This window comes from Mesorhizobium sp. M0968 (assembly GCF_040319065.1).
GTDB lineage: Bacteria > Pseudomonadota > Alphaproteobacteria > Rhizobiales > Rhizobiaceae > Mesorhizobium.
Genome location: NZ_JAMYNL010000009.1, coordinates 194209 through 210093, shown reverse-complemented (window position 1 = coordinate 210093; position 15885 = coordinate 194209). Strand labels below are relative to the sequence as shown.

Below are 15885 nucleotides of genomic sequence, written 5' to 3'. Positions count from 1 at the left end.
TGCTAACTTCCCCGCAAAGGCATTCAAGGCTCGGCGCTGCTCGTCGGCCCTTCGATCGCAGTCGGCAGCGGGGTTCTCGATGTTCTACCAGCTCTACGAACTGAACCACGCCGCCTTGCAGCCGGCGCGCCTCTATGCCGATGCGGTGCGCCTGTTCTACTCCAATCCGCTCAATCCGGTCTCACACACGTCCTGGGGTCGCTCGGTTGCGGCAACGGCCGAACTGTTCGAGCGCACGACGCGCCGCTACGGCAAGCCGCAATTCGGCCTGACCAAGACCGTGGTCGACTGGAAAACCGTCGAGGTCAGCGAACATACCGTCTGGTCGCGGCCGTTCTGCAACCTGGTCCGTTTCGAGCGGGCGGTTCCTGCTGGGCGCCGGCCGGATCCGAAGCTGTTGATCGTCGCGCCGATGTCGGGCCACTACGCGACGCTGCTGCGCGGTACGGTTGAGGCGATGCTGCCCTATGCCGACGTGCATATCACCGACTGGGTCGACGCCCGCATGGTGCCGCTGGCCGACGGCAGCTTCGATCTTGACGACTATATCGACTACATCGTCGACATGCTGCATGCGCTGGGTCCCGACACCCATGTGATGGCGGTGTGCCAGCCTTCGGTGCCGGTGCTGGCGGCGGCGGCACTGATGGAAGCCAAGGGTGATCCGTTCGTGCCCTCGACGATGACGCTGATGGGCGGGCCGATCGACACGCGCCGCAATCCGACGGCGGTCAATCTGCTGGCGCAAGAAAAGGGCATCGACTGGTTCCGCGACAACGTCATCATGCGCGCGCCCTGGCCGGTGCCGGGCTTCGGCCGCGAGGTCTATCCTGGCTTCCTGCAGCTTTCGGGGTTCATGAGCATGAACCTCGACCGCCACATCATCGCCCACAAGGACTTTTTCATGCATCTGGTGAAGCATGACGGCGACAATGCCGAGAAGCACCGCGAGTTCTACGATGAATATCTGGCGGTGATGGATCTGACGGCGGAATTCTACCTGCAGACCGTCGACACCGTGTTTGTCCGCCAGGCCTTGCCCAAGGGCACGATGACGCATCGCGGCGTGGCGGTCGACCCTTCGGCGATCCGCAATGTCGCCCTGTTCACGGTCGAGGGCGAGAACGACGACATCTCCGGCCTCGGCCAGACCAAGGCTGCGCACGACCTGTGCATCAACATCCCGGCCGACAGGCACGCCCATTACATGCAGCCGGCGGTCGGCCATTATGGTGTGTTCAACGGCTCGCGCTTCCGCTCCGAAATCGTGCCGCGCATCGTCGACTTCATTACCAGCTACGGCCGTCAGAACCGTGTTGCGGTCAAGCCCAAGCTGGTCAGGACCGGCAAGAAATAGGCGACCAGTGATGATGCCTGTCAATCCGCATCAGGTCGGTCAATGCCAAAATCATCGGTTGGCGGGGCCGTGCGGCCGGTCGACCTGTTGCACAATAGTCGCGTTGGCGCCACGCGGGTAACCATGCCGCAAAAATCAATCCATCCTCATAATTGACACGGACTGTAAATACCCCTTAACGTTTCGTTAACAACAAGGGACAAGCGGGGACAATGATTTCCTCACCAATGGCGAGAACGCTGCGCCTGTGTGCGCTGGCCGGACTTACTGTGGCGGCAGGTTGGGCCGGTTCGGCCTCGGCAGCCAGCCCGATGATAACAGGTGGCCCGACCTCGCAGCCGATCGGCCATTATGATTTCTGCAAGAGCTACGCGTCCGAATGTTCGATCCGCCCGAAGGATCTGTCGCCCGCCAGCCTGACCGGCTCGCTGTGGCGCAAGCTGCTCAGCGTCACGACAAGGGTCAACGCCGCCGTCAAGCCGGAGAGCGACTTCGACATCTACGGCAAGGACGAGGTCTGGGCCTATCCCGACAAGGGCGTCGGCGATTGCGAGGACTATGTCCTGGAAAAGCGCCGTGAGCTGAATCGGCTGGGCGTCTCGTTTTCCGATCTGCTGATGACCGTCGTGCGCAAGCCGGATGGCGAAGGCCACGCCGTGCTGACGGTGCGCACCGACAAGGGCGACTACATCCTCGACAATCTGACCGACCAGGTCCGTTCCTGGGATCAGACCGGCTATCGTTTCCTCAAGCGGCAGGCGATCGACAATACCGGCCGCTGGGTGTCGATCCGCGGCGGCCAGCAGGTGCTGGTCGGCTCTGTCCAGTAACTCGGCTCTGTCCAGTAACAAGGCAGCTCATTTCGGTCGTGCCAGTGCGGCGCGGAGCGACGCAATGATGCGGCGAAGCTCGGCTTCGTCGAGCTTTTCGATGTTGTCGGCCAGGAGATTGGCAAGCTCGGTCGCCGCCGGGCTAAGGCCCGACGTGTCGAGCTTGACACGCGGATGCGAGGTTTCGGCCAGCCGCGCCAGTTCCTCGGCGTCGTCCCAGATGATGTTGAAATAGCCGATGATCTTCTGGATCAGCGTCCAGCTCGGCGCACCGCGGCGGCCGTGTTCCAGCGCCGAGAGATAGGCTGCGCTGACGCCGATCGCCTTGGCCATGTCCTTCTGGCTGACGCCGCGCTCGTTTCGCAGCACGCGAAGCTTTTCGCCGAACGGGGTCACAAGTGCACCTTCATGGGTGCATCCTCATAGGTGCGTCCCTCATCGGCGTGTCCTCATGAGCGCGCCCGCCGCAAGCGGATATAGAGCGCACCCGAGCCGCCATGTTTGCGGGCGGCATGGTCGTGGCTGGAGACGAGGGGCCGGAAGGCGGGTGTCGACAGCCATGACGGCACGGCGCGCCGCAAGACGCCATCGCCGCCCGACGAAGAGCCCTTGCCGGTGATCACCAGGACGTAGCGGATGCCGCCGGCATGCGCCCGGTGCAGAAAGGAAAACAGCAGCGAATAGGCTTCGTCCTGCGTCAGGCCATGCAGGTCGACGCGGCCCTCGATCGGCAGCCGGCCCTTCGACAGCTTGTCCAGCGTCGGTTCGTCGAGTGCGTGGGAGACATGCTGCGCCTTCGGCTTTGCAGCCGTGGCAGCATTGCCCGCGACCTGTGCCGGCGGCGGCGCCTGCCTGGTCTCGTCGATCTCCGGCCCGACGTGCGGAATTTCGACGGCGGTTCTGCCCTTCACCGGTTTTGCCGTGTGCGCCACCAGGTTCCACAGCACCCGGTCGTCCTCGCTCAGCCTGTCGATGCGCCGGGTCATCGGCCTGCTCCTGAAACCAGCGGCCGGGGGATCAGCGCATAAAAATCTGCGGCGTTGCGGATAACGCCGGCGATCTCGCCGGCAGCATCGCCCGACCCGGCAAACAGATCGCCGCGGGCCGGCCCGGTGATCGCCGAGCCGGTGTCCTGCGCGATCATCAGCCGCCGGAACGGTTTTCCGTCGAAAGCGGTCAGCGACGGCGCATCGATATGGAAGGGCGTGCCGAACGTGTGCAGCAGTCGGTCGACGGCGATCGAGCGGCCGGGGGTCAGCGCCACCTTGGCGGCAGCGATCGGGCCGAGCTCTGGGTCGTCGACGCCCATCTCGCGGAAGAAGATGTAGGAGCGGTTGCGCCAAAGGATCTCGTCGACGCGTTCCGGATGCGCCTTGAACCAGGCACGGATCGACTGCATCGTCACTTTCTCCAGCGGGATCTCGCCTTCCTCGCTCAAGATCTTGCCCGGTCCGGTAAAGCGCTGGCCGGATTTGGCGGCATAGGTGATGCGGCGAAGCCTGCCGTCGGTCATCTTGAGGCGTGCCGCGCCCTGCACGTGAATGAAGAAGGCGTCGACCTTGTCGGCGAGCCAGGCGATTTCCAGCCTTTTTCCGGCAAGCGCGCCGCGTTCGATCTCGCCGCGGTCGAAATATTCGACCGGGCCGTTCGGCGCCGCACGTGCGAAGGCGAGATAAGGATCCATGCCGGAAGGACGATTGCCGTCGTCGATGTCGACAAGGTCGGCCGGGCGGGCCAGCAATGGCACCGGAAACTGCTCCGTTCGCACCGGCGAGGCTTCGACCTCCGGCTCATAAAAGCCGGTGACCAGGCCGGGGCCACCATCTTCGGCATCGATACGGGCCGGAACGAAATGGCGCTCGAAAAAGCTTCGGGCCTGCAACCGATTCGCCGGCGAAACGGTGCGCGCTTCGGCATAGGCGTCGGCAAAGCCATTGTAATCGACGCCGAGCGCGCCGGAGCGGTAGGATTTGGTCAGGATATGAAAGGCCGACCGGCGAAAGGCGTCAAAGGCAGGGAGATGGTCGTCCTCGCCCCAGCCCGGCAATTCGCCAAAGGATTTTTCGCTGAAGGCTCGAGAAAGCGACACGACAGCCTCCGCCGCCGTCCAGTTCAGTCTTCTTCTTCGGTGGCGACGAGCTTCCAGTTCGGATCGCGCGAGCGCGCGTCACGAGCGAAGGTCCAGACATCCTTGACCTCGGCGACGGTTTCGGGATCGCCGTCGATGACGGCGCCGGCCTTGTCGCGGGTCGCCGAAATCAGTTCGCTGACGATGCGCAGCGTGATGTGCGCCTCGCTGCCCTTCATCTCGGCCGAAACGATGTCGGCCTTGTCGATGCCGACGAAGGAGGACTGGATCTTTTCGGCCTTCGCCTCGCGGTCGCCGATGGCCGCGACGAAGCCGTCATAGACCTCGCGCGACAAAAGGTTCTTCAGCGTTTTACGGTCGCCATCGGCGTAGGCCATGACGATCATCTCGGAGGCCATCTTGGCGCCGTCGACGAAGGTCTTCGGATCGAAGGTCGGATCATTGTCCTTGATCGCCCGCAGGCCCCGATTGAGATCGGTGTCCGGCTTGGCAAAGGCATCGATCGCCACATAGGCATCGGCCGCCGGCTCTCCCGCCAGGCGCTTGCGCGGCAGCGAGACCACGTTCTCGGGTTTCTGGGCGGCATCCTTGTCGTTTTTGCGCGCTGCCGTATATGGATCGAAGGGTGGGCGCTCGTTGCCCGTGCGTCGGCCAAGCACGTTGCGCAGCTGGAAGAAGATCACCACCGCCGCAATCAGAAAGAAAATCGTGCCGAAGTCGAAGAAGCCCATATCTTGCGCCAATCAATCCCTGCTTTGGCCGGACCAGCGGCCAAGCAAGGGCCGCGATCACATAGCGTTCAGTATCCAAAGCATATAGAACGCATGGCGCAATCATTCAAATCAAAGGCAGCCATACCTATCTAACAGCTCTGGTGCCAGCGGCGATTGCTCGCCGGCCGGCAAAACATCGAAAACGATCGGTCAAGATTTGCGTATTTCGCTGCTTCCCCTGTTCATTCTCGCGCTTCCGCTGCTGGAGATAGCCGGTTTCGTTATTGTCGGCCGCCAGGTCGGCGCGCTGGCGACAGTCGGCTTGGTGCTGGCCTCGAGTGTCGCCGGCGCCCTGCTGCTGCGGCACCAGGGTTTTGGCGTCATGGCCAGGGTCCGTGCCGAAATGGATGCCGGGCGTGATCCGAGCGGCCAGCTTGCGCATGGCGCCATGATCGTGCTGGCAGCGATCCTTTTGATCATCCCCGGCTTCATCTCGGATATTTTCGGCCTTCTGCTGTTCCTGCCGCCGGTGCGCGATCTTGCCTGGCGGATGCTGAAAGGCCGCATCGTGCTGGCAACCGATTTCAGCAGTGGTTTGCGGGCAAGGCAACGCGGCAAGACCATCGATCTCGACGACGGCGACTATTCGCGGGCCGACGACCATACGCGCGGGCCGGGTTCTCCCTGGCGCCGCCTCAAGGACGAGTAGCTGCAAGGCAACCGGCGTCTTTTGCAAACTTGTCTTGTCGGGCCGGCCATGATAGCGAACGCCCGAATTTCAATCCGGTCAGCAACGCTGCCCAGGCAAAAGGACCACAGCTTATGGCCAGCAACGACGACGCGCCGACCGGCGCAGCCAACGGTAATGGAAATGCGGCGCAGCCTTCGCTCAACGTGCTTGCGCAATATGTGAAGGACCTGTCCTTCGAAAGCCCCGGCGCACCGAACTCGTTGCGCGGCCGCGACAAGGCTCCCGGCATCGCCATCAATGTCAACGTCAACGCCAACCCGCTTTCGGACAAGCAGTTCGACGTCAATTTGACGCTGAACGCAAAAGCGTCGTTCGACCAGGAAGTGCTGTTCAACGTCGAGCTGGTCTATGGCGGCGTCTTCTCCATCAGCGGCTTCCCGCAGGAGCACATGCTGCCGATCCTGTTCATCGAATGCCCGCGGCTGCTGTTCCCGTTCGCCCGGCAGATCATCGCCGAGGCAACACGCAACGGGGGCTTCCCGCCGCTGATGCTAGACCCGATCGATTTCGCGCAGATGTTCCAGCAGAAGTTGGCCGAGGACCAGGCTGCCGCCAAGGTCAAGGTGAGCTGAAGCTGGTTAGCTCGCAGCGTTTGAAAAACCCGGCGCGAAGCCGGGTTTTTTGTTTGAGACGCCGGCGGGGCAGTACCCCCCTCTGGCCTGCCGGCCATCTCCCCCTCAAGGGGGGAGATCGGACTTCACGTCAGCCTTCGCCAATCCTTCATCGCCGCAGGAATGAGCGAGACGCTGGGTCTGCCAATCTCCCCCCTTGAGGGGGAGATGTCCGGCAGGACAGAGGGGGGCGCGAAGGATCACTCCGGTCAAAATCACTGTGCCGCGGAACTCGCTTCCGGGGGGACGCGCAGCCACAGCGCTTTTTCGCCGAGGCTGCCAACCATGCCTGCGTGTGCTGCGCGCTCGGCATCGGTCAGGCGCGACGGCAAGGCGATCGGCCGCACACCGATCGAAATATCGATGTCGTCGACATTCTGCCTGCCGCCCGCCGGAGTCAGGATGCTGTCGAGGATAAGGCTTGCCTGCTTGCCGCCGATGAGCTCGATATAGACCTCGGCCAGCAATTCCGAATCGAGCAGCGCGCCGTGCTTGGTGCGGCGGCCGTTGTCGATGCCGTAGCGGCGGCAGAGCGCGTCGAGCGAATTGGGGCCCATCGGATGCTTGCGGCGCGCCAGCGCCAGCGTGTCGACGATCCGTCCCGGATCGATGGCCGGATGGCCAAGCCGGCCGAATTCGAGATTGAGGAAGCCGATGTCGAAGCCGGCATTGTGCGCGACCAGTTTGGCGCCGTCGATGAAGGCCAGAAACTCCTCGGCGATCTCCATGAAAGTCGGCTTGCCCTGAAGATCGGCGGCGCTGATGCCGTGCACGGCCTGCGCCTCGTGATGGATCTGGCGGCCTTGCGGGTTGATGTATTTGTGGAAGGTTCGGCCGGTCGGGAAGCGGTTGACCAGCTCGACGCCGCCAAGCTCGATGACGCGGTCCTCGCGCGTGTCGAGGCCGGTGGTTTCCGTATCGAAGATGATCTCACGCATCGAATCAGTCCACTGGTGCCGGCATCATTCTAACCGAATCACACCAGGAACAAAATGGCAACAAGTAATGTGGGTCTGCAAGCCTCTTAACCAGGCCTGGCTGCCTTATCCACGACTAGTTCGGCGATGATGGCCTTGACGGCCGCGCGAGTGGCGTCAAAGCCCTGACCGGTGTCGATGACAAAGTCGGCGCGCCGGCGCTTTTCGGTGTCGGGAACCTGCCTGGCCAGGATCGACGCCAGTTTCTCCTCGTTCATGCCCGGCCGCGCCAGCACGCGGGCGCGCTGGACTTCGGGCGGCGCGGTGACGACCACGACCTTGTCGACGCGGTTGCGGCCGCCGGTCTCGAACAGCAGCGGTATATCGAGCACGGCAAGCGGCGCGCCGGCGGCACGATGTTCAGCCAGGAAGGCATCGGCGTCGGCACGGACCAGCGGATGGATGATCGCTTCCAGCCGTTTCAGCGCGGCGGCGTCGCCGAGCACCCGCTCCGCCAGTGCCGCGCGGTCGACCGCACCGGATCGGGTGGTGCCGGGAAAGGCCGCCTCGACCAAGGGCGCGGCCTTGCCGGCATAAAGGCGATGCACCGCCTCGTCGGAATCATGGACCGGCACGCCGGCCTCGGCGAACATCTTGGCCGCGGTCGATTTGCCCATGCCGATCGATCCGGTGAGGCCGAGCACGATCATTTTATCGCGCCGATATCGGCAGTAATTATTTGCCGCAGTTCGGCGGTGACTTCTGGCCTGATGCCGAACCACCGCTCGAAGCCGGGCACCGCCTGGTGCAGCAGCATGCCGAGCCCATCGACGGTTCTCAGGCCGCGCGCTTTGGCGGTAGCAAGCAGCGGCGTCTCCAGCGGCACGTAGACGATGTCGGTGACGATGGCGCGGTCCGGCAGTCTGCCTGGATCCGCGGACAGGCCTTCATTGCCATGCATGCCGAGCGCTGTCGTGTTGACCAGCAGGCCGGCATCTTCGAGCAATTCGCCGGTCGCCGCGAGGTTGTGGGCGGAAACGCCGGCACCGAAGCGGTCGCGCAGCTCCTGCGCCCTCGCAAGCGTCCGGTTGACGATGCGGATGTCGCTGACGCCGCGCTGCTTCAGCGCATGGATGACCGCGCGAGCGGCGCCGCCGGCACCGAGCACCACGGCGGGGCCGTTGGCCGCCCAGCCCGGTGCATATTCGTCCAGATTGGCGGCAAAGCCATGGGCATCGGTGTTGCCGCCGCACAATTCGCCATTCTCGAACCACAGTGTATTGACCGCACCGATCTGTTCGGCGTCGGCGTCACGCCGCTTGGCCAAAGCGAAGGCGGCTTCCTTGTGCGGGATGGTGACGTTGCCGCCGCGATAGCCTTGTGCCTGCAGCGTCTGCAGGAATTCGGCAAAGGCCTCCGGTGCAACGTCGATGGCCTCGTAGACGCCGTCGATGCCGTATTTCGCCAGCCAGTGGCCGTGGATCTTCGGAGACCTGGAATGCGCGATCGGGTGGCCGGTGACGAAGGCTTTTTTCGGGGCCTCAGCCATCGATCGCCCCGAACTCACGCAGCTTGGCCAGCACCGGCAAAAGTGGCAAGCCGACAATAGTAAAATAGTCGCCTTCGATTTTTTCGAACAGCTGGATGCCTTCGCCTTCGATCTGGTAAGCGCCGACGCTGGACAACGCTTTGGCGCCGACGCGCGCCAGATGGCGGCCGATGAAGGCCGGATCGAGCTTGCGCATGGTCAGGCTGGCGATGCCGACATGCCGCCACAGAACCTGGCCGTCACGGCCGAGCACGACGGCGCTGTTGAGATGATGCGTCTTGCCCGACAGCGCCAGCAGATGACGGCGCGCCCCTTCCATGTCGGCCGGCTTGTGGAACAGCTCGTCGCCGAGCGACAGCGTCTGGTCGCAGCCGAGCACCAGGGCGCCGGGCTTGCGCTCACTGACGTCGGTGGCCTTGGCTTCGGCGAGCACCAGGGCGACGTCCTCCGGCGACACGCCAGTATTCTGCAGCGGCGCCTCGAGCGCGCGCTCATCGACAGAGGCCGGAACCGCTTCGACAGTGACGCCGGCATTGACGAGCAGCGCCTTGCGGAACGGGCTGCCCGAGGCAAGGATGATTTTTTCAGCCATTTTTTCACCCGGTTCCTGACACTAGGGTGTGTCGAGATTCAGGTCAGGCCGAGCCGAAAACGGTGGCTTCCGAGAACCGGAGCGGAGCGTACTTTTCGTACGTGAGCACCGGAAGCGCAGGAAACCGCCGTTTGCAGGCCGGCATCACCTGAATATCACACGCCCTACCGCGTCTTGCCGCGCAGGGCAACGATGGCCGCCGCCGTCTCCTCGATCGAACGGCGGCTGACGTCGATCATCGGCCAGCCGTGCCGCGTGCATATCTGGCGGGCATAGGCGAGCTCTTCGGCGATCGCGGCGCGGTCGACATAGTCGGTCGGTTCGTAGGCGCTGGTGCCGAGAATGCGGTTCTGCCGGACCTGCGAGATCCGTTCGGCGGTGGCGACCAGGCCGACGATCAGCGGCCTCGTGGCATTGACCAGGCTTTCGGGCACCGGAACGCCGAGCACGATCGGGATGTTGGCGGTCTTGATGCCGCGATTGGCGAGATAGATGCTGGTCGGCGTCTTCGAGGTGCGGGAGATGCCGACGAGCACGATGTCGGCATCATCCATATTGGCCGGCAGCTGGCCATCGTCATGCTCCATGGTGAAGTTGAGCGCGTCGATGCGGCGGAAATATTCGGCGTCCAGCACATGCTGGGCACCGACGCGGCGGCCGGCCGGCGTGCCGAGATAGGACTGGAACACCGTCAGCACCGGTTCCAGCACCGAGACGCAAGGCAGGCCCATGGCCGCGCAGCGTTCGTCGATGCCGCGGGCAAGCTTCTGGTCGACCACCGTATAGAGGATGATGCCCGGCTCCTCCTCGATATCCTCGAACACCTTCGTCACCTGCTTTTCGGTGCGGATGAGCGGGTAGATATGTTCGATGGCGCGCGCGTCCTTGTATTGCGCGGAAGCCGCGCGGCCGGCGGCCAGCAGCGTTTCGCCGGTGGCGTCGGAAATCAGGTGAAGGTGAAAGAAGCTCTGCGGTTTGTTCACAGGATACATTCCAGGCTGTGGGCCGATGTGGATAAGCCGGGCGGGAAACTCGGCCACCGCAAAGCGACTGTATCAGATGGCGGTTTGTCCACAATTCGATGTGCTGTCGGCTTCTCCGGGCGGTTGGGGACAAGTCCGGGGACGGAGCTTTTTGCCTTCGCTTCATCCACAGGGGCAATTTCCCTGGCCTGGCGGCAACGCATTGACTCCAGTCGTAAATTCCCGACTTTCCACAAAGTCCTGCAATCCCGTTGGAGAAGCGCGCGACAATATGCTGGCTGGTCTTTTCGAGGGCAAAGCGGGACAGGAGACAACCACCACAACCAACAGACTCTTAGAATCATAAGATTCCTAAAAATAGAATATTTAATTATAGGGAAGCCTGGAAAGGCGAGCGCTCAATGCCTCAAGACCGGATCGTGCTGGACGTGTTGAGAGGCAAGGCGGCGTTTCCGCCGCCGCTCTGGATGATGCGCCAGGCCGGCCGCTATCTGCCGGAATACCGGGAGACGAGGAGACGGGCCGGATCCTTCCTCGATCTTTGCTACGACCCGGATCTCGCCGTCGAAGTGACGCTGCAGCCGATCGAACGCTTCGGCTTCGATGCATCGATCCTGTTTTCCGATATTCTTGTCGTGCCGCATGCGCTTGGCCGCGACGTGCGCTTCGAGGAAGGACGCGGCCCGCTGCTGACGCCGATCACGGCTGCGGAAATTGCGGCTCTCGACGGCGAAACGTTTCACGTGAATCTCGAGCCGGTCTACGAGACGGTGCGGCGGTTGCGCGCCAGACTGCCTGATGAAACGACGCTGATCGGCTTCTGCGGTGCGCCGTGGACGGTGGCGACCTACATGATTGCCGGCCACGGTACGCACGACCAGGCGCCGGCCAGGCTGTTCGGCTATCGCGAACCGACGGCGTTTCTTAGGCTACTGAAGGTGCTGGCCGATCATTCGGCTGCCTATCTGATCCGCCAGGTCGAGGCCGGCGCCGACGTGGTGCAGATCTTCGATTCGTGGTCAGGCGTGCTCGACGAAGCGTCTTTCGAATTGTTCTGCGTCGAGCCGGTGGCCTCGATCGTCCGGCAAGTGAAGGCTGTCCATCCCAATGTTCCGATCATCGGCTTTCCCAAGGGCGCGGGAGATCACTATCGAAGCTATCGCCAGAAGACCGGCGTGACCGGGCTGGGCCTCGACTGGACCGTGTCCTTGTCGAGCGCGAAGGAATTGCAGCGTGACGGCGCCGTGCAGGGCAATCTCGATCCGCTGAGGCTTGTAGCCGGCGGCAAGGCGCTTGACGACGGCGTGGGGGCGATCCTGAAGGCGCTGGGCGACGGGCCGCTGATCTTCAATCTCGGCCACGGCATCACGCCCGAGACGCCGCTCGCTCATGTCGAGCGGATGGTCAAGCTGGTGCGGAGCGCATCGTGACGATGATGGGCGCGGACAATGCGAACGGCACCAACACCGGTAAGGGCGCGATGCGCCGCGCGGCAATCGCGATCGTCATTTTCCTGGTGCTGGCCGGGCTGCTGTTGCTGTTCGGGCCCGATGATTTCTATCCCTGGGCGAAGGCGATCCATGTGATTGCCGTCATCTCCTGGATGGCTGGCATGCTCTATCTGCCGCGCTTGCTGGTCTATCATGCCGATGCCGAAAAAGGCTCCGTCCAGTCGGAGACTTTCAAGGTGATGGAGCGCCGCCTGCTGCGCGGCATCATCAATCCGGCAATGGTGATCACCTGGGCATTCGGCCTGTGGCTCGCCTGGAAAGGCTTTGGTTTTCAAGGCGGCTGGCTGCATGCCAAGATCGCTGCGGTGGTGGGCCTGTCGGCCGTGCATGGCTATCTCGCCGGCGCCGTCCGCAAATTTGCCGAAGACCGCAATGAAAAATCGGCAAGGCACTGGCGGATCGTCAATGAGATCCCTACATTGCTGATGATCGTCATCGTCGTCCTGGTAATCGTGAAACCGTTCTGACGTCTTCGGTTGCCCGCAAAAGGCGGCTTGCTCTTTCAACCGACCGACGATAAAAGACGGGTCTTCCTTCCCGTCATGCGCCGCCCATTTGTCGCTTCGGCCGCGCCCGGCATTTGTCGCATCCCGCCGATATTTTTCCCAAAGCTTACTCAGAGTCCGTCTAATGATGCAAGAAATGAAGCTCACAGAGTTCAAGAACAAGAAACCGCCAGAGCTGATCGCTTATGCGGAATCGCTCGAAGTCGAGAATGCCAGCGTCATGCGCAAGCAGGAGCTGATGTTCGCGATCCTGAAGAGGCTGGCGACCCAGGATATCGAGATCATCGGCGACGGCGTCGTCGAAGTGCTGCAGGACGGCTTTGGCTTCCTGCGCTCCGCCAATGCCAACTATCTGCCGGGTCCCGACGACATCTATATTTCACCGTCGCAGATCCGGCGGTTCTCGCTGAAGACCGGCGATACGGTCGAAGGGCCGATCCGCAGCCCGAAAGAGGGCGAGCGCTATTTCGCGCTGCTCAAGGTCAACACGATCAATTTCGACGACCCGGAAAAAATCCGCCACAAGATCCATTTCGACAATCTGACGCCGCTTTATCCGACCTCGCGGCTGAAGATGGAGATGGAGGTTCCGACCTCGAAGGACATTTCGGCGCGCGTCATCGACCTGGTGGCGCCGCTCGGCAAGGGCCAGCGCGCCCTGATCGTGGCGCAGCCGCGCACCGGCAAGACGGTGCTGCTGCAGAACATCGCCCATTCGATCACCACCAACCATCCGGAATGCTATTTGATCGTGCTTCTGATCGACGAGCGGCCGGAGGAAGTCACCGACATGCAGCGCTCGGTGAAGGGCGAGGTGGTGTCCTCGACCTTCGACGAGCCGGCGGTGCGCCACGTCCAGGTTGCCGAAATGGTCATCGAGAAGGCCAAGCGCCTGGTCGAGCACGGCCGTGACGTCGTCATCCTGCTGGATTCGATCACCCGCCTCGGCCGCGCCTACAACACCGTCGTGCCGTCATCCGGCAAGGTGCTGACCGGTGGTGTCGACGCCAACGCGCTGCAGCGGCCGAAGCGCTTCTTCGGTGCTGCCCGCAACATCGAGGAAGGCGGCTCGCTGACCATCATCGCCACGGCGCTGATCGATACCGGCAGCCGCATGGACGAGGTCATCTTCGAAGAGTTCAAGGGCACCGGCAATTCGGAAATCGTGCTCGACCGCAAGGTGGCGGACAAGCGCATCTATCCGGCCATGGACATCCTCAAATCCGGCACCCGCAAGGAAGACCTGCTGGTTCCGCGCCAGGACCTGCAGAAGATCTTCGTGCTGCGCCGCATCCTGGCACCGATGGGAACGACCGACGCCATCGAGTTCCTGATCGACAAGCTCAAGCAGACCAAGACCAACGCGGATTTCTTCGATTCGATGAATACGTAAAGGGGGCAAGGCGCTGTCCCGCCGGCGTTCCGGTTCTGTGCACCTCGACCTATCGACGGCGCAACTGCCGCTCGAGTTCCTCAGCGTCGGTTATCACCGGCAGGCAGACCTGCCCCGTGCAGAGCCAGGCGCCGGGCTCGGCCGTTGGCGGCAGGACGCCGCCTGGCAAGGCCGGCAGATTTGTCGCCGAGCCAACAGGCACGACGATGTCCACCCGGCGCGGGTCTGGATTTCGATTCGCAACCGGAACAAGCCTTAGAGTCTCGGGTCTATCCACGATCACCAGCTTCAGCGGTTCAAGCGCCAAGGCACAGGCATTGACTATACCCGCCTGGCCATAGCCCTGGTGCTCCGCCCGCCCGCCCGCGTGCTCTGCGACTGTCCAGGCTTTTTCCCAGAGATCGAGATCGCCCGAAAGCGACGACAATCGGACCAGAGCCTCGATGATCTGGCCGGTAGCGGAAGGAATGGCTTCGTCGACATCGCCGCGGATGCGGATCGGCACATCCGCGCTGTCGGACGCGGTCAGATAATAGCCGGTCTTGTCGCTGTCCCGGTGCCAAAGATCGAGTTGCTCAATGAAGTTCCCGGCGCGATCGATGTAGTCGGGATTGCCGGTCGCCTCGAACAGTGAGATGGCGGCGTTGGCCATGGCGGCATAGTCGCTCGACAGAGCCGGAAACAGCTTCTTTGCGCCGAGCATCGAATGCGGCAGGCGGCCGTCACGTCCGGCAGCCGCAATCGCGGCAAAGGCCGTTGCCGCCGCTTCGATCCAGTCGGATCGGCCAAGCGACCGTCCGGCCTCGGCAAGGGCTGCGATCATCAAGCCGTTCCAGTCGGTCAGGGCCTTGCCGTCACGCCCGGGCCGCACGCGCTGTTCCCTCGCTGCCAGCAGCCTTTGCTTGAGCGGAACCAGAAGGTCACGATCGACGACGCTCTGCGCCTGTTGAGCATCAGTCTGGCAAATGATCGGCTTGCCTTCCCAACCATGCGGATCGGCAAGCGTGAAGTATTTGAAAAACAATGCTGAATCGTAGCCAAAGGCTGCTTCTAGCTCATCCCTGCTCCAGGTGTAGAACAACCCCTCCTCGCCCTCGCTATCGGCATCAAGGCTGGCGGCGAAGGCATCGCCCTCGACTCGCATTTCGCGGAACAGCCAGGCAATCGTCTCTTCGATTCGCAGCCGGAACAATTCCTTGCCGGTTGACGCGTAGGCCCAATTGCACAAGCGGATGAGCTGGGCATTGTCGTAGAGCATTTTTTCGAAATGCGGGACCAGCCATTCGGCGTCGGTCGAGTAGCGGCTGAGTCCGCCGCCAATATGGTCATAGATGCCGCCGGCCAGCATCTTTTCGAGGCTGAGGAGAACGGCGTCGCGGTGCGATGCGGTGCCGTCGCGCAGCCAGGACAGCCAGAGGCTCTGCATGAACGGCGCGTTGGGGAATTTCGGCGCGCCGCGCAGACCGCCCAAATCGCGGTCGATCATGCCGTCAATGCCATTGGCGAGGTTCGCCAGCATGCCGCGGTCGAGCACGGCCTTGCCATGGCTGCCCGCCAGCCGCGTCTCGACATGCGTGGTCAGGCCGTCGGCACTCTGGTTAACGCTTTCTTTCTTCTCCCGCCAAGCCTTGTCAACCGCCTCCAGCACCTGGACGAAACCCGGCCGGCCGTAGCGGGCTTCGCGCGGAAAGTAAGTGCCGCCCCAGAACGGCTTGCCCTCCGGCGTCAGGAACATGGTCAGCGGCCAGCCGCCCTGCTCGCCCATCGAGGACAGCGCCGCCATGTAGATCTGGTCGATGTCGGGGCGCTCCTCGCGGTCGACCTTGATATTGACGAAGAGACGGTTCATGACGGCGGCGACGTCGTCGTTCTCGAAGCTCTCATGCGCCATGACGTGGCACCAATGGCACGCGGCGTAGCCGACAGAGAGCAGGATCGGACGCTGCAGCACCTTTGCTTCGGCCAGAGCGGCGGGCGACCATGGCCGCCAGTGCACTGGATTGCCGCTGTGCTGCTGCAGATAGGGGCTGGCCTCTTCGGCAAGCAGGTTTTGTGCAGGCAAGGTCACGGCGCTACTCGATGG

17 protein-coding genes are annotated in these 15885 nt (G+C 63.0%); 7 read left to right on the top strand and 10 right to left on the bottom strand.

The features are described 5' to 3' along the window. Positions 1-79: 79 nt before the first annotated feature. Positions 80-1357 carry a polyhydroxyalkanoate depolymerase gene (locus NKH67_RS18640; protein WP_352473986.1) on the top strand — a complete coding sequence of 426 codons (1278 nt, stop codon included), beginning with the start codon at positions 80-82 and terminating at the stop codon, positions 1355-1357. Positions 1358-1569: 212 nt separating this feature from the next. Further along, positions 1570-2187 carry a transglutaminase-like cysteine peptidase gene (locus tag NKH67_RS18635; protein ID WP_352473987.1) on the top strand — a complete coding sequence of 206 codons (618 nt, stop codon included), beginning with the start codon at positions 1570-1572 and terminating at the stop codon, positions 2185-2187. Between the two features lie 27 nt (positions 2188-2214). Here NKH67_RS18635 and NKH67_RS18630 read toward each other — a convergent pair whose 3' ends face one another. The 4 genes from NKH67_RS18630 to NKH67_RS18615 are packed head-to-tail and all read right to left on the bottom strand — an operon-like array spanning position 2215 to position 5007. Then, entirely contained in the window at positions 2215-2583 is a 369-nt protein-coding gene (locus NKH67_RS18630; RefSeq protein ID WP_352473989.1) for a helix-turn-helix domain-containing protein, read from the bottom strand. 53 nt (positions 2584-2636) lie between these two features. After that, on the bottom strand, positions 2637-3173 hold the full coding sequence (locus NKH67_RS18625; protein WP_353031449.1) for a Smr/MutS family protein: 537 nt from the start codon (positions 3171-3173) through the stop codon (positions 2637-2639). Next, a complete protein-coding gene (gene mltA, locus NKH67_RS18620) occupies positions 3170-4276 on the bottom strand; it encodes a murein transglycosylase A (RefSeq protein ID WP_352500824.1) in 1107 nt (368 codons plus the stop codon). The genes NKH67_RS18625 and mltA overlap by 4 nt, the downstream gene beginning before the upstream one ends. Positions 4277-4299: 23 nt before the next feature. Continuing rightward, positions 4300-5007, bottom strand: coding sequence for a Tim44/TimA family putative adaptor protein (locus tag NKH67_RS18615; protein ID WP_352697412.1), 708 nt, complete (start codon positions 5005-5007; stop codon positions 4300-4302). Between the two features lie 199 nt (positions 5008-5206). Here NKH67_RS18615 and NKH67_RS18610 point away from each other — a divergent pair, with 199 nt between their 5' ends. Together NKH67_RS18610 and secB are read left to right on the top strand one after the other, a co-directional pair. After that, entirely contained in the window at positions 5207-5698 is a 492-nt protein-coding gene (locus NKH67_RS18610; RefSeq protein ID WP_023675916.1) for an FxsA family protein, read from the top strand. Positions 5699-5811: 113 nt separating this feature from the next. After that, a complete protein-coding gene (gene secB, locus NKH67_RS18605) occupies positions 5812-6312 on the top strand; it encodes a protein-export chaperone SecB (protein WP_023675917.1) in 501 nt (166 codons plus the stop codon). Positions 6313-6566: 254 nt separating this feature from the next. Here secB and dnaQ read toward each other — a convergent pair whose 3' ends face one another. From dnaQ to NKH67_RS18580, 5 genes are all read right to left on the bottom strand, one after another. Then, a complete protein-coding gene (dnaQ, locus tag NKH67_RS18600) occupies positions 6567-7289 on the bottom strand; it encodes a DNA polymerase III subunit epsilon (protein ID WP_352473994.1) in 723 nt (240 codons plus the stop codon). Positions 7290-7375: 86 nt separating this feature from the next. Beyond that, positions 7376-7978: a dephospho-CoA kinase gene (coaE, locus tag NKH67_RS18595; RefSeq protein WP_352473995.1), complete on the bottom strand. Its 603-nt coding sequence runs from the start codon at positions 7976-7978 to the stop codon at positions 7376-7378. Next, on the bottom strand, positions 7975-8817 hold the full coding sequence (locus tag NKH67_RS18590; protein ID WP_352473996.1) for a shikimate dehydrogenase: 843 nt from the start codon (positions 8815-8817) through the stop codon (positions 7975-7977). The genes coaE and NKH67_RS18590 overlap by 4 nt, the downstream gene beginning before the upstream one ends. Next, the gene (locus NKH67_RS18585) at positions 8810-9409 is read right to left on the bottom strand and encodes a Maf-like protein (protein WP_352473997.1); all 600 of its coding nucleotides are present in this window, start codon (positions 9407-9409) and stop codon (positions 8810-8812) included. The genes NKH67_RS18590 and NKH67_RS18585 overlap by 8 nt, the downstream gene beginning before the upstream one ends. 164 nt (positions 9410-9573) lie before the next feature. Next, positions 9574-10392, bottom strand: a complete 819-nt coding sequence (locus NKH67_RS18580) for a pyruvate, water dikinase regulatory protein (protein WP_254817949.1) — start codon at positions 10390-10392, stop codon at positions 9574-9576. Positions 10393-10793: 401 nt separating this feature from the next. Here NKH67_RS18580 and hemE point away from each other — a divergent pair, with 401 nt between their 5' ends. The 3 genes from hemE to rho all read left to right on the top strand — a co-directional run bounded on the left by hemE (position 10794) and on the right by rho (position 13802). After that, complete coding sequence (gene hemE / locus NKH67_RS18575) at positions 10794-11822, top strand: uroporphyrinogen decarboxylase (RefSeq protein ID WP_352473998.1); 1029 nt, start codon at positions 10794-10796, stop codon at positions 11820-11822. Positions 11823-11824: 2 nt separating this feature from the next. Beyond that, the gene (hemJ, locus tag NKH67_RS18570) at positions 11825-12370 is read left to right on the top strand and encodes a protoporphyrinogen oxidase HemJ (RefSeq protein WP_502893764.1); all 546 of its coding nucleotides are present in this window, start codon (positions 11825-11827) and stop codon (positions 12368-12370) included. A gap of 166 nt (positions 12371-12536) precedes the next feature. Then, positions 12537-13802, top strand: a complete 1266-nt coding sequence (rho, locus tag NKH67_RS18565) for a transcription termination factor Rho (RefSeq protein WP_023675925.1) — start codon at positions 12537-12539, stop codon at positions 13800-13802. Positions 13803-13851: 49 nt separating this feature from the next. On the opposite strand, the gene NKH67_RS18560 is transcribed toward rho, so the two are convergent. Beyond that, positions 13852-15870 (bottom strand): thioredoxin domain-containing protein, encoded by a 2019-nt coding sequence (locus NKH67_RS18560; protein ID WP_353031446.1) that lies wholly within the window; start codon positions 15868-15870, stop codon positions 13852-13854. Between the last annotated feature and the right edge of the window lie 15 nt (positions 15871-15885).

What these genes read in the sequence shown, in the direction of transcription:
- NKH67_RS18640 (WP_352473986.1), top strand. Translation starts at nt 80, where the DNA reads ATGTTCTACCAGCTCTACGAACTGAACCACGCCGCCTTGCAGCCGGCG.
- NKH67_RS18635 (WP_352473987.1), top strand. Translation starts at nt 1,570, where the DNA reads ATGATTTCCTCACCAATGGCGAGAACGCTGCGCCTGTGTGCGCTGGCC.
- NKH67_RS18625 (WP_353031449.1), bottom strand. Translation starts at nt 3,173, where the DNA reads ATGACCCGGCGCATCGACAGGCTGAGCGAGGACGACCGGGTGCTGTGG.
- NKH67_RS18615 (WP_352697412.1), bottom strand. Translation starts at nt 5,007, where the DNA reads ATGGGCTTCTTCGACTTCGGCACGATTTTCTTTCTGATTGCGGCGGTG.
- secB (WP_023675917.1), top strand. Translation starts at nt 5,812, where the DNA reads ATGGCCAGCAACGACGACGCGCCGACCGGCGCAGCCAACGGTAATGGA.
- dnaQ (WP_352473994.1), bottom strand. Translation starts at nt 7,289, where the DNA reads ATGCGTGAGATCATCTTCGATACGGAAACCACCGGCCTCGACACGCGC.
- coaE (WP_352473995.1), bottom strand. Translation starts at nt 7,978, where the DNA reads ATGATCGTGCTCGGCCTCACCGGATCGATCGGCATGGGCAAATCGACC.
- NKH67_RS18590 (WP_352473996.1), bottom strand. Translation starts at nt 8,817, where the DNA reads ATGGCTGAGGCCCCGAAAAAAGCCTTCGTCACCGGCCACCCGATCGCG.
- NKH67_RS18585 (WP_352473997.1), bottom strand. Translation starts at nt 9,409, where the DNA reads ATGGCTGAAAAAATCATCCTTGCCTCGGGCAGCCCGTTCCGCAAGGCG.
- hemE (WP_352473998.1), top strand. Translation starts at nt 10,794, where the DNA reads ATGCCTCAAGACCGGATCGTGCTGGACGTGTTGAGAGGCAAGGCGGCG.
- hemJ (WP_502893764.1), top strand. Translation starts at nt 11,825, where the DNA reads ATGATGGGCGCGGACAATGCGAACGGCACCAACACCGGTAAGGGCGCG.
- rho (WP_023675925.1), top strand. Translation starts at nt 12,537, where the DNA reads ATGCAAGAAATGAAGCTCACAGAGTTCAAGAACAAGAAACCGCCAGAG.